This is a genomic window from Streptomyces bullii (genome assembly GCF_042657145.1).
Classification (GTDB): Bacteria; Actinomycetota; Actinomycetes; order Streptomycetales; family Streptomycetaceae; genus Streptomyces; species Streptomyces bullii.
This window is the reverse complement of the sequence record NZ_JBHSNY010000001.1, coordinates 58,069-70,551: the sequence shown is the minus strand read 5'-3', so window position 1 is coordinate 70,551 and position 12,483 is coordinate 58,069. Positions and strand designations below refer to the sequence as shown.

Annotated in this window: 11 protein-coding genes; 6 read left to right on the top strand and 5 right to left on the bottom strand. The window is 72.4% G+C overall.

Annotated features, from left to right (window positions below; all coding sequences use genetic code 11):
* Positions 1-291: 291 nt before the first annotated feature.
* Positions 292-966 (top strand): hypothetical protein, encoded by a 675-nt coding sequence (locus ACFPZJ_RS00360; protein WP_381015550.1) that lies wholly within the window; start codon positions 292-294, stop codon positions 964-966.
* 5 nt (positions 967-971) lie between these two features.
* Positions 972-1,493, top strand: coding sequence for a hypothetical protein (locus ACFPZJ_RS00355; protein ID WP_381015548.1), 522 nt, complete (start codon positions 972-974; stop codon positions 1,491-1,493).
* A gap of 24 nt (positions 1,494-1,517) precedes the next feature.
* On the opposite strand, the gene ACFPZJ_RS00350 is transcribed toward ACFPZJ_RS00355, so the two are convergent.
* Positions 1,518-1,940 (bottom strand): DnaJ family domain-containing protein, encoded by a 423-nt coding sequence (locus ACFPZJ_RS00350; RefSeq protein WP_381015546.1) that lies wholly within the window; start codon positions 1,938-1,940, stop codon positions 1,518-1,520.
* 115 nt (positions 1,941-2,055) lie between these two features.
* Here ACFPZJ_RS00350 and ACFPZJ_RS00345 point away from each other — a divergent pair, with 115 nt between their 5' ends.
* Complete coding sequence (locus tag ACFPZJ_RS00345; protein ID WP_381015544.1) at positions 2,056-2,448, top strand: hypothetical protein; 393 nt, start codon at positions 2,056-2,058, stop codon at positions 2,446-2,448.
* Between the two features lie 21 nt (positions 2,449-2,469).
* Here the strand turns inward: ACFPZJ_RS00345 and ACFPZJ_RS00340 are convergent, their stop codons facing one another.
* Both ACFPZJ_RS00340 and proP read right to left on the bottom strand, forming a co-directional pair.
* Positions 2,470-3,141 (bottom strand): O-methyltransferase, encoded by a 672-nt coding sequence (locus tag ACFPZJ_RS00340; RefSeq protein ID WP_381015542.1) that lies wholly within the window; start codon positions 3,139-3,141, stop codon positions 2,470-2,472.
* Positions 3,142-3,574: 433 nt separating this feature from the next.
* A complete protein-coding gene (proP, locus tag ACFPZJ_RS00335; RefSeq protein ID WP_381015539.1) occupies positions 3,575-4,957 on the bottom strand; it encodes a glycine betaine/L-proline transporter ProP in 1,383 nt (460 codons plus the stop codon).
* 393 nt (positions 4,958-5,350) lie between these two features.
* Here proP and ACFPZJ_RS00330 point away from each other — a divergent pair, with 393 nt between their 5' ends.
* Both ACFPZJ_RS00330 and ACFPZJ_RS00325 read left to right on the top strand, forming a co-directional pair.
* Positions 5,351-7,396: a bifunctional glycosyltransferase 87/phosphatase PAP2 family protein gene (locus tag ACFPZJ_RS00330; RefSeq protein ID WP_381015537.1), complete on the top strand. Its 2,046-nt coding sequence runs from the start codon at positions 5,351-5,353 to the stop codon at positions 7,394-7,396.
* Between the two features lie 199 nt (positions 7,397-7,595).
* Positions 7,596-8,990, top strand: coding sequence for a glycosyltransferase family 39 protein (locus tag ACFPZJ_RS00325; protein ID WP_381015535.1), 1,395 nt, complete (start codon positions 7,596-7,598; stop codon positions 8,988-8,990).
* Positions 8,991-9,138: 148 nt separating this feature from the next.
* Here ACFPZJ_RS00325 and ACFPZJ_RS00320 read toward each other — a convergent pair whose 3' ends face one another.
* Complete coding sequence (locus ACFPZJ_RS00320) at positions 9,139-10,308, bottom strand: steroid 3-ketoacyl-CoA thiolase (protein WP_381015532.1); 1,170 nt, start codon at positions 10,306-10,308, stop codon at positions 9,139-9,141.
* A 227-nt stretch (positions 10,309-10,535) separates the two neighbouring features.
* Between ACFPZJ_RS00320 and ACFPZJ_RS00315 the strand changes: the two genes are divergently transcribed.
* The gene (locus tag ACFPZJ_RS00315) at positions 10,536-11,771 is read left to right on the top strand and encodes a cytochrome P450 (protein ID WP_381015529.1); all 1,236 of its coding nucleotides are present in this window, start codon (positions 10,536-10,538) and stop codon (positions 11,769-11,771) included.
* A 114-nt stretch (positions 11,772-11,885) separates the two neighbouring features.
* Here the strand turns inward: ACFPZJ_RS00315 and ACFPZJ_RS00310 are convergent, their stop codons facing one another.
* The gene (locus tag ACFPZJ_RS00310; protein ID WP_381015527.1) at positions 11,886-12,293 is read right to left on the bottom strand and encodes an aggregation-promoting factor C-terminal-like domain-containing protein; all 408 of its coding nucleotides are present in this window, start codon (positions 12,291-12,293) and stop codon (positions 11,886-11,888) included.
* Positions 12,294-12,483 lie beyond the last annotated feature (190 nt).

Below are 12,483 nucleotides of genomic sequence, written 5' to 3'. Positions count from 1 at the left end.
GGGGGGGGGGCGGGGATGTCCGCGGCGGCCTGTGCGGGTTGGTGGGGTGTGCCTGGGCTGGCTGCGCGGCTGGGGCATCCCCACCCCCCGCGGCACATGCCACCGCAAGCGTCCCCCAGGCACGCAGGCCACCGCAGGCGGGCCTGACGTGGCGTGTGGCTGCCGTGGGGGATGCCTGGGCCCGGGAGGGGCTCCCGCGCCGGCGCGCCGTTTGAGGGCTGTTCGCGGGGCTACCCGGTCGGCGGGCCGGCTCGACAGGAGCCGGCTGGGTCGAGAACCCGGAAGGCATTCATGTCCACAGGCGTGATCATCGCTCTGATCGTGATCGTGGCGGCCGTCGTCCTCGTCGCGGCCGTCCTGACCCTGCGCTCCCGCGGACCACAGCGCGGTATGAGCCTCAAGCGGCGCTTCGGGCCCGAGTACGACCGGGCCGTCGCCCGGCACGACGGGGACGCCAAGGCAGCCGAGCGCGAGCTCGCCGAACGCGTGGAGCGCCACGGCGACCTGCGCGAGCGGCCTCTGGAGCCCGCCGAGCGCGAGCAGTTCGAGGCGCGCTGGACGGCCGCCCAGGAGCGGTTCGTCGACTCGCCGCGGGAAGCGGTCGCCGAGGCGGACCGGCTCCTCGCCGAGCTGGCCGGAGCCCGGGGCTTCCCGGACGGCGGGCACTACGAGGAGCAGCTCGCCGCGCTGTCCGTGCACCACGCCCACCACGTCGAGGGCTACCGGCGCGTCCACCGCGTGGCACGCGTGAGCGGCGACCAGGACGGCGGCGCGGGCACGGAGGAGATGCGCGAGGCCATGGTCGAGGCCCGCGCCCTGTTCGAGGAACTGGTGCGGCCGGCCCACCACGACGGCGGGCGGCACGACGGCGGGCGGCACGGGGCCGGCCTGAACGGCGGCCGCAGGACCCCGGCCGCCCGTGGCCACCTGCCCGTGTTCCACCGGCGTCAGGCGAAGGAGAGTTGAGGCACATGTCCGACGTGACCCGGCCGCCCGGCGACGGCACTTCCGCCGACCGCGGCCAGACCACCCCCGACGCCCGCGGCGAGACCGCCCTCGGCACCGGAACGGGGAGCACTCCCGGCACGGCCGACCCGGCCGTGGGGAACGTCCGTGGCGCGGGCGAGACCAGCGCCGCCGACGACGGCACGGCAGGCAGCCCGGCGAGGGACGGCCGGCGGGACGGCCAGGGGAGTACCGGCGCCCAACTGCTTCCCCACGAGGAGTGCGACCAGCTCGCCGCGCGGTTGCAGCACGCCGTCGCCGAGTTCGTCGACCGCCCCCGGGACGCCGTCGAAGAGGCCGACCACGCGCTGGAGGAGATCGCCTCCCGCTTCACGGACGCCGTGACACAGCGCCGCCGTACGCTGCGCAGGTCGTGGCAGTCCGCCGACGCGGGCGGAGGCAAGCCCACCACCAGCACCGACACCGAACAGCTCCGCCTGGCCCTGCGGGACTACCGGGAGCTGGCCGAACGGCTGCTGCGCGTGTGAGCCCGGTGAGCGGGGCGCACCGAGTCAGCCGCCCTGTGATCCACGCGCCGCCCGGCGCTCCCGCCACTGGCGTACGACCTCGTCGACGTCGTAGGGCTTCATGCCCAGCGGGGGGCCGGGCGGCGGCTTGAACATCATGTCGCGGATCCTGCCGTTGATGTCGGTCAGGACCTTTCTGACGGCCTGCTCGGAGGGGGCCGCGTACGCTGCGGCGAGCGCGTCCTCCGCCTCCTTGCGCAGCGCCAGCGCCGGCGGCAGGACGGAGACGCCTTCGCGGGCCAACTTCCGCTTCACCCACCACAGTTCGTCGTACGACGACTCCAGGTCTCCCGGCAGCGGCTCACCCGCGCCGGGCAGCCGGTCGAACTCACCGCGCGCCTCGGCGTCGCGGATCTGCTTCTCGACCCAGGACTCGAACGGAACACCGGGTGGCTTTCGCTCGGTCATGAGGCCATTGTGCCGGACACCGTACTGCCGGGCGATTTATCATGCGGCGGCGGTGACCAACCCGGCCACCGGGCAAGGCCGTTCCCGGTCTTCAGGAGTCTCAGGAGGAGCGCACGTGCTCGAACTCACCATGGCCGCCGTCTCCGCGGCGGACGCGGGCGCCACGGCCGGCATGCTCATGGCCGACGCGCCCAGCGAGCCGGGCGCCGTGCTGCGGGTGGGCCGCGACAAGTCGGTGTGCCGGCTGGCGACGCCGGACGACTGGCTGTTCGTCTCCCGTGTGCACCTGGAGTTCCTGTGCGGGCCCGACGGCGGCTGGCAGCTGACCTGGCTGCGCGGTTCCCAGCCCGACCCGTCCTCCGAGGTCCGGCTGACGATCGGCGAGTACGCCCAGTCCGTCGCGTACGGCGGCACCGTGCCGCTGCCCCGGGGCGGCAGCGGCGAAATCGTCATCCAGGACCGCACCGGTCCGCGCAGCGTGAACGTCGGCTTCTGCCACGAGGCGTGACGTGCGGCGCCGCGGAGGGCGTCACGCCAGCACGCGTGCCAGGGCGAAGCCGTCGTAGCCCTTGCCGCCGACCGTCTGGATCGCGGTGCCGCTCAACCTCGGGTGGCGGGCGATGAGTTCGATCGCCGCGCGGGTGCCCTGGATGTCGGGTTCGGCGCTGTGGGCGTCGACGACCCGGCCGCCCCGTACGACGTTGTCCAGGACGATGAGGCTGCCCGTGCTGGTGAGCTTCAGGGCCCAGTCGACGTAGTGCGGGTTGTTGACCTTGTCGGCGTCGATGAAGACCAGGTCGAACGGGGGCGGGTTCTCGTCGGCGAGCTTGGGCAGCGACTCCAGCGCCGGGCCGACCCGCACCTCGACCAGCTTGTCGAGGCCGGCCCGGGCGATGTTGCGGGTGGCGACCTCGGCGTGCTTGGGGTGGTACTCCAGGGAGATGAGCCGGCCGTCGGCCGGGAGGGCGCGGCCCAGCCAGATGGTGCTGTAACCGCCGAGCGTGCCGATCTCCAGGATGTGGCGGGCGCCCTGGAGCTGGGCGAGGATCTGCAGCAGCTTGCCCTGGTTCGCCGTGACGCTGATGGCGGGGAGCCCAGCGGCCTCGCTGTCGCGCAGGGCGGCCTCCAACGCGTCGTCGTTCGGCGCCAGGTGGGCGGTGAAGTAGTCGTCGACGTCGTCCCAGAGCTGCGACTCGCTCATGCACCTAAGCCTTCCCTAGGCTAGTTAGAGTTTCTAACTAGCTGTGCTAACGAATATAGCCGCGAGTCTCTCGTCCGCGGGTGGGTTTCCCACCAGTGTGTCGCTGCGTGGCTCAGGGTGCGCGGTGATGCGTGCTCGACGGGGTGCCGCCCACGCCCACCGAGTCGGCCGGGCGGCTCCGCGCACCCGCGGCTGGATGCGGTCGTCCACGGCGGGAAGGGGACGGGTCGGGGGCCCGCCCGCAGCGGCTGCCGGACACGCACAGCACCCCGTGAGGCGCAGGGCGGCGGACCGAGGCCGGACCCCGCCGGCGCGGCCCCGACCCACCACCCACACGCAGGCGCCACGGCAACCCCAACGGAAGCCGCACAGGCCGCCGAGGCACCCGGCGCACGCGGCCAAACCGGGGCCCCACGCGCTCAGCCCCACGCGCTCAGCGCTCCGCGTCGGCCACCGCCGGTGCCGAGCCCGGCAGCGGCCGGCCCGCCGACTCCGCCATGCGCCACACCGCCACGCCGCCGATCACGGCCGCGGCCATCATGTAGTACGCGGGCATCATCATGTCGCCGGTCGCGCCGATCAGCGCCGTGACCACCAGTGGGGTCGTGCCGCCGAAGAGGGACACCGAGACGTTGAAGCCGATCGACAGGGAGCCGTAGCGGACCCGGGTCGGGAACAGGGCCGGCAGCGCCGACGGCATCGCCGCCGTGAAGCACACCAGCAGCAGACCCAGCGCGCCCATGCCGAGCGCGACGGCGAACACGCTGCCCTCGCGGATCAGCAGCAGGGCCGGGACGGACAGGAGGAGGAAACCGGCACAGCCCGTCGCGATCACCGGTCGGCGGCCGACCCGGTCGGTCAGCGCGCCCACGAAGGGCTGGGCGATCATCATCAGGGCCATCACGCCGAGGACGACCAGCAGGCCGTGCGTCTCGTCGTAGTGCAGCTCGCTCGTCAGGTAGCTCGGCATGTACGACAGCAGCATGTAGTCGGTGACGTTGAAGACCAGCACCAGACCCACGCACAGCAGCAGGGCCTTCCACTGCCCGGCCACCATCTCCCGCAGCGGCACCTTCGGCCGCGCGGCCTCCGCCTTCTCGGCCTCCGCCGCGAACGCCGGGGTCTCCTCCAGCCGCATCCGCAGGTACAGCCCGATGATGCCCATCGGGCCCGCGATCAGGAACGGGATGCGCCAGCCCCAGGACGTCAGGTCGTCGGAGGACAGCAGCGCCGTCATCAGCGTGACGAGCCCCGCACCGCCGATGTACCCGGCGAGCGTCCCGAACTCCAGCCAGCTGCCGAGGAAGCCGCGCCGCTTGTCGGGGGCGTACTCGGCGATGAAGGTGGACGCGCCCGCGTACTCGCCGCCGGTGGAGAAGCCCTGCACCAGACGGGCCGTCAGCAGCAGAATCGGCGCGCCTACGCCGATCGTCGCGTACGACGGGATCAGGCCGATGGCGAACGTACCCACCGCCATCATGATCATCGTCAGCGCCAGGACCTTCTGGCGGCCGACGCGGTCGCCGAGCGGGCCGAAGACCATGCCGCCGAGCGGGCGGACCAGGAACGCCGCGGCGAAGGCGCCGAACGTGGACAGCAGCTGGGCCGTGGGGTTGCCCGAGGGGAAGAAGACCTTGCCCAGCGTGACCGCGATGTAGCTGTAGACACCGAAGTCGAACCATTCCATGGCGTTGCCGAGCGCGGCCGCCTTCACGGCGCGCCTGACGAGCGCGGGGTCGGTGACGGTGGCGTCGGGGGAGTGCGCGGTTCCGGTCTTCTTCAGGGAGGGGGGAGCGGCGACTGCGGCAGTCGACAAGACTTCGCTCGCCTACCTTTCGACGGGGACAGGGACGCGGTCCGCGCGGCGGCGCTGTCGGCGGGCCGAAAAGCGACGATAGGCGCCGTTCGCTCCCTTACGGGGGGTACGCCGATCGTTGCGCAGTGCATCTAAACGGCCGATACGCAGGCACGTATGCACGCCGCCGGGTGGTTTCTCCGGAAAGCCCGTGTGATCCTTCTCGCGCCGATGAGAGGCAACTCGACCGCTTGCGCACTATCGTCGTCCGGACACATGGAGGCGGGCGTCAGGTGAAGCAGCGGGGTGGCCTGCGTCTCACTCCGGGGTGGTGCGAGCCACTCACGGGTTCGCCGAGGGAACCCCGGCGCGGCGGTGCGCGCTGGGACGAACGGGGCGGGAGGCCGACGAGGCGTGGCGAATGCGGAACGCGGCGGGCGACCGGCGGAGGCGTTCGGGCCGACGGCCGTCGGTGAGGCCGGGGCGAGTCTGCGCGTGGCGCGCCTCGGACTGTGGCTGATCGCCTCCGTCCTCGGCGTACGACAGGTCGCCGTCGTGCTGAGCACCCCGCGGGGAGAGCGGCTGACGGACCTGGAGACCTGGGTCGGCCCGAACGGCGTCCTGCACGTCAACGGGTCGCTGTACGACTCGACGCGCTTCACCGGCACCCCCTTCGGCGGGCTGGTGCTCAAGCCGCTCACCCGGTCGGCCGAACAGGCCCTCGGCTGGGGCTGGACCTTCGGCACGCTGCTGCTCGTGGCGGCCCTCGGACTGGTCGCCGCCCGTGCCCTGCCGCAGCCGGTCGGCCGCCGTACCGCCCAGCTGGCCGCGCCGGTCGCCATCAGTCTGCTGATGCTGTCGCTGCCGGTGCGCGACACCCTCCACCTGGGCCAGACCAGCATCATCCCCGTGCTGTTCGTCCTGTTGGGCTGCTTCGTCGCGCACGGCCAGAGGACCGGCGGCCTGTTCATCGGCGTCGCCGCCGCGCTCCAGCCCACCCTGCTGCTCTTCGCGCCGCTGCTGTGGTTCACCGGCCGCGGCCGGGCCGCGCAGTCGGCGGGTGCCATGTTCGCCGGATGCACGGCGCTGGCCTGGGCCGCGATGCCGCACGACTCCTCCATCTACTGGGTGCACCACATGGCGGGCGTCGGCCTCGGCGGCCGGGCCGACGACCTCGGCAACCAGTCCCTGCACGGCGCCCTGCTGCGCCTCGGCCTGACGGGCCCCCTGGAGATCGCGCTCTTCCTCACGGTCGGCGCGGCCGTCGTCGCGCTCGGTCTGCGCCGCGCCGTCCGCTACGCCCGTGACGGACAGCTGCTGCTCGCGGTCGCCGTCACCGGGTGCGCAGCGATCGTCGTGTCGCCCACGGCGTGGCAGCACCAGCTGCTGTGGGTGCTGCTCGCGGTCGTCGGCCGGGTCGGCGAACGCGCCTGCGACCGGTACGTGTGGCCGGTCGCCGTCGTCCTCGTCATGACCTTGCCGACCAGGATGATCATGCCGAACATCGGGGCCCTGCTCCCGCTGCGTGACAACGTCGTCCTGCTGGCCGCGCTCGCCGCCGCCACCGCCGTACCGTTCCTGCCCCGCTCCTCGCCGTGCTACCGGTCGCCCGTACCGACCGAGTACGCCGCGCCCGTGCCCGCCCGCTTGTGGCGTGTTCCCCTGCTGCCGTTCCCACGCCGCGTCCTCAGCCGGCCGAACCTCCTGCTGGAGCTGCTGCTGACGCGGGTCGCGTACGCCGCCTACCAGCAGGTCCGGCTCGCCGCGACGGCCGACCGGGCCACCGCCGAGCGTCACGGGCACCGGATCCACGCACTGGAGAAGCGGCTGTCCCTCGACATAGAGCACGCGGTCAACCACGCCGTGGCGAAGGTGGACTGGCTGCGTTTCTCCTTCGACCTCTACTACACGTCGTTCCACTTCGTCGTCCCGCTCGCCATCCTCGCGGTGCTCTACGTCCGCCGCCCCGCGGACTACCGGTGGGCGCGCTCCGCACTCGGCCTGGCCACCGTTCTGGCGCTGCTGGGTTTCTGGCTGTATCCGCTGGCCCCTCCGCGTCTGATGCCGGGGCTGGGCTTCATCGACACCGTCAACGGCGTGCAGGACTTCTCCAGGCCGGACTACGGGGTGATGACCGAGCTGACCAACCAGTACGCCGCCATGCCGTCCCTGCACTTCGGCTGGTCCCTGTGGTGCGGGGTCATGATCGCGCTCCTGGCGTCCCGGTGGTGGATGAAGGCGCTCGGCATGCTGCATCCGCTGTGCACCCTGTGCGCGATCGTCGCGACCGCCAACCACTGGGTGCTCGACGCTGTCGGCGGGGCCCTGGTGGTCGGCGCGGGACTCGGCCTGGCCCACCTCCTCCTCGGGCCGCGCGCAGTCGTCGCGGACCGCGTCGCGGACACACGCCGGCCGGATGCCCGGGCGACGGCACGGCCGGGACATGTCCCGGCGCCCTAGGGTCCGGACCGGACCCCAGGAGTCACGGGCGAGCGCTGCCGGCCGCGGTCGGGCGATCAGCACGCGGACTTCTCAGGAGAAGATCATCAGCCGGCATCCCGACCTTGTGTCAGGCCCTGCGAGCGGGAGCGGGACCGGCGGCCCGGGCACCGCGGCCAACCGGCCGAGCCGGGGCGTCGGGAGGGCGGCGCCCGCGCTGGTGCCCGCCGTCTCCGCACTGGTCCTGGGACTGTGGGGCATCGACCGCCAGGACAGCATGTGGCGCGACGAGTCGGTCACCTACCAGGTGGCGCATCGCTCCCTGGGCGAGCTGTGGGACCTGCTGGGCACGATCGACGCCGTGCACGGCCTGTACTACCTCCTCATGCATGCCGTGTTCGCGCTGTGGGACGGCGGCCTGACGGCCCTGCGGCTGCCGTCGACGGTGGCGACGGCCCTCGCCGCGGCGGGGGTGGGGTCCATCGGCGCCCGGCTGGCCGGACCCCGGGCGGGGACTCTTGCGGGACTCGTGTTCGTCCTGCTGCCGGTGACGCAGCAGTACGCGCAGGAAGGCCGTTCGTACGCGCTGGTCACGGCCGCCGTCACATGGGCCACGTACGCCTTCCTCCGGGGGATCGGAGCGGACCGCCGCCCGTGGTGGGCGATGTACGCGCTGCTCCTCGCACTGGGCTGCTGGCTGCACGCGTTCGCCGCGCTGGTCCTGGTGGCCCACGGGCTGACCCTGTGGTGGCTGCGCGGGACGCACCGCGTGTGGCGGCGCTGGGGCGCGGCGTCGGCAGGCGTGCTGGTGACCGTGGTGCCGCTGGCGGTGGTGGGCGCCGGGCAGGCGGACCGGCAACTCGGCTGGCTCGGTCGGCCGGGCCTCGCCCTGTGGCTTCAGTTCCTGGCGACCGTGGCCGTGGGAGTGCTCCTGTGCCGGTTTCTCGGCAGGGGGCTTCTGGCATCCCTCGCGCTGCCCGTACTCGTGGTGCCGGCGGGCCTGCTGATGGCGGTCTCCCTCGTCACGCCGTGGTACGTGGAGCGGTACGTGCTGTACGGCATGACGGGGCTGGCGCTCCTGGCCGGAGCCGCGCTGGACCGGGCGGTGGGTCTGCGGCGGCGTTTCGCCCCCGCCGTGCGGACGCTGATCGCCGGTGGCCTCGCCGCGGCGGCCGTCGCGGTTCTGCTGCCGTGGTCGCTGCTGGTGCGTTCGCCGGAGAGCCGCAAAGACGATGTCGTCGCCCTCGCGCACGCCGTCGAGCACGCGGCGCGTCCCGGCGACGGGGTGCTGTTCATGCCGGCCCGGCGCCGCGAGTGGTTGCTGTCGTACCCGTCCCTTCACGGCCGACTGGACGACCTGGCCCTCGCCGAGTCGCCGGTGCGCTCGCGCACCCTTCAGGGCACCGAGCTTCCCGCCGAGACGATCCGGCGGCGCATCCTGGCGTCGGACCGCGTCATCGTCCTGTCCGACCTGCCCGGCGAGCCGCTCGATCCCTTCGCCCGGGAACTGGTCAAACGGCAGACACTGAAGGCGTACTTCCAGATCTGCGAGCGCACCCGGCTGCGCGGCGGACAGGTCATCGTCTACGCCCGCGACGGGCGGTGCGCGCGATGAAGACGGCTGTCACGCCCTTCCGTGGAGGCGACCGGGCGACTCGTGGCCGTGGCCAGTCGGCGTCAGCGGGAGCGGCCGGCTCACCACAGTCGGGACTGCTGCCGCGTGGTCGCCCCCGCCGCGTTCGCCGCCTGCGCGGGGCGGGCTTCTACAGCCGCTGAATGATCGTCCCGGTGGCCAGCCCGCCACCGGCGCACATCGTCACCAGCGCGAACTCCTTGTCGGCCCGCTCCAGTTCATGCAGTGCGGTGGTGACGAGCCGGGCCCCGGTGGCTCCCACCGGGTGCCCGAGCGCGATCGCGCCGCCGTTCACATTGACCGCGTCCAGGTCCTGGTCGAACACCTGCGCCCAGCTCAGGACCACTGACGCGAACGCCTCGTTGATCTCCACGAGGTCGATGTCGCGCAGGGACATCCCCGCCTTGCCCAGGACGGCGTTCGTCGCGTCGATCGGCCCGTCCAGGTGGAAGTGCGGGTCGGCGCCGACCAGCGCCTGGGCGACGATCCGCGCCCTCGGCCTCAGCTTCAGCGCGCGCGCCATCCGTTTGGACGCCCACAGCAGCGCCGCCGCGCCGTCCGAGATCTGCGAGGAGTTGCCCGCCGTGTGCACGGCCGTCGGCATGATCGGCTTGAGCGCGGCCAGCGCCTGCGGGGACGTGTCGCGCAGCCCCTCGTCCTTGTCGACCGAACGCCACATGCCCTGACCGGCGTACTGCTCCTCCTCCGTGGTCGGCACCTGCACGGCGAACGTCTCGCACTTGAACCGTTCCTCCGCCCACGCGTGCGCGGCCCGTTGCTGCGAGAGGAGTCCGAGGGCGTCGACGTTCTCCCGCGTCAGACCCCGGTGCCGCGCGATCCGCTCCGCCGCCTCGAACTGGTTGGGCAGGTCCACGTTCCACTCGTCCGGGAAGGGCTTCCCGGGCCCGTGCTTCGACCCCGACCCCAGCGGCACCCGCGACATCGACTCCACCCCGCACGAGACGCCGACGTCGATCACACCCGCCGCGATCATGTTGGCGACCATGTGGGAGGCCTGTTGCGAGGACCCGCACTGGGCGTCGACCGTCGTCGCGGCCGTCTCGTAGGGCAGGCCCATGGTCAGCCAGGCCGTGCGCGCGGGGTTCATGGACTGCTCGCCGGCGTGGGTGACCGTGCCGCCCACGATCTGTTCCACGCAGTCGGCGGGGATGCCGGTGCGGCCGAGGAGTTCTCGGTACGTCTCGCCCAGGAGGTAGGCGGGGTGCAGAGCGGCGAGCGCGCCGCCGCGCCTGCCGATGGGGGTGCGTACGGCTTCGACGATCACGGGTTCCGCGGCCATGGGTGCGGGTCCTCTCCGGGAGCTCGTCCAGAACTAGTACGCGTTCTAGTTCTGTGTGCAGTCTGCGGATATGGCACGCGTCACCGCAAGGGTCGTGCAGTCGCCGAAGTCGTGATCCGGGCGAACTCGGCGCTGGATTGCGGGCGTCGAAGCCCTTGCGCCTTGTAGAACCCGTTACTACCTTCACCGCGACTCGCTGATGGTCCGTCAGATGGCTGGAGCCTGCCATGTCCTGTCCAGCGCTGCCCGACGGGTTCGACTTCACCGACCCTGATCTGCTGCACCACCGTGTGCCCCTGCCCGAGTTCGCCGAACTGCGCCGGGCCGAGCCGGTGCGCTGGATCCCCCAGCCGGCGGGTCTGGCCGGATTCCAGGACGAGGGCTACTGGGCCGTGACCCGGTACGCCGACGTCAAGTACGTCTCCACGCACCCGGAACTGTTCTCGTCGTACCTCAACACGGCGATCATCCGCTTCAGCGAGCACATCGAGCGGGACGCCATCGACGCCCAGCGGCTCATCCTGCTCAACATGGACCCGCCCGAGCACACCCGGGTGCGGCAGATCGTGCAGCGGGGGTTCACACCCCGGGCGATCCGTGCGCTGGAGGAGCGGTTGCGGACCAGGGCGCGGGCCATCGTCGCCGGCGCCCGGGCGCACCCCGGGCCCTTCGACTTCGTCACCGAGGTCGCCTGCGAACTGCCGCTTCAGGCGATAGCCGAGCTGATCGGCATACCGCAGGAGGACCGGAGCAGGATCTTCGACTGGTCCAACAGGATGATCGCGTACGACGACCCGGAGTACGCCATCACCGAGGAGGTCGGCGCGCAGTCGGCCACCGAGATCCTCGCGTACGCGATGAGCATGGCCGCCGACCGCAAGCAGTGCCCGGCCCAGGACATCGTCACGCGGCTCGTCGCGGCCGAGGGCGAGGGGAACCTCAACTCCGACGAGTTCGGCTTCTTCGTGCTGATGCTGGCCGTGGCGGGGAACGAGACGACCCGCAACGCCATCACGCACGGCATGCACGCCTTCCTCACCCACCCCGACCAGTGGGAGCTGTACAAGAGGGAGCGCCCGGCGACGGCGGCCGAGGAGATCGTGCGCTGGGCGACGCCCGTCGCCGCGTTCCAGCGCACGGCCACGCAGGACACCGAGCTCGGCGGCAAGCACGTCAGGAAGGGGGACCGGGTCGGCCTGTTCTACGCCTCCGCCAACCACGACCCCGAGGTCTTCGACGAGCCCGGCACCTTCGACGTCACCCGCGACCCCAATCCGCATCTCGGGTTCGGCGGGGGCGGGCCGCACTACTGCCTCGGCAAGTCGCTGGCCGTGCTGGAGATCGACCTGATCTTCGACGCCGTGGCGGACGCCCTGCCCGGACTGAGGCTCGTCGGCGCGCCTCGGCGGCTGCGGTCCGCGTGGATCAACGGGGTGAAGGAACTGCGGGTGAGTGCGGTCTGACGTACGCGCCGACGTGCTCGCGCGGGGGCGTCGGCGTGCGCGGGGACGACGAAGGCGACGGCCCCGGGGATCCAGGGGGCCGCCGCCTTCGGCTCCGAGGGGCCGGGCCGGGGCTCAGTACCAGCCGTTGGCCTGCCAGAACGTCCACGCGTCGCAGGCGCTGCCGTAGCGGTCCTTCATGTAGTCCAGGCCCCACTCGATCTGGGTGGCCGGGTTGGTCTTCCAGTCGGAGCCGGCCGAGGCCATCTTGGCGGCCGGCAGGGCCTGGACCAGGCCGTAGGCGCCGCTGGAGGCGTTGGTGGCGTTCACGTCCCAGCCGCTCTCGTGCTCGACGATCTTCGAGAAGCACTGGTACTGGGCCGAGTCGCCGATCATCTTCTGGGCGATCGCCTGGGCGGAGGACCCGGTCGTCGCGGCCTGCGCGGGGCCGGCGGCCAGCAGCGAGCCGGCGGCGACGGCGGCGCCGGCGAGGGCCTTCTTCGGGGTGGCGATGCGGCGGAGGACGCAAACGGCGGCGGTCACAGGGGGCCTTTCGTGGGGGACGGGGCTGTCGCGGCATGCCGGAACCACGCGATGCGCGGTGGGGGGACATGCGTCGGCGCCGCGGCCCGGGGGGCACGTCGGCGCCTGGCGACCCGTCCAGAGAAACAGGCCGGTGATTCGTCCGCAATCACCCCTTTTACTAGTGGTGGTCGCATGTGAGGTGACGGGC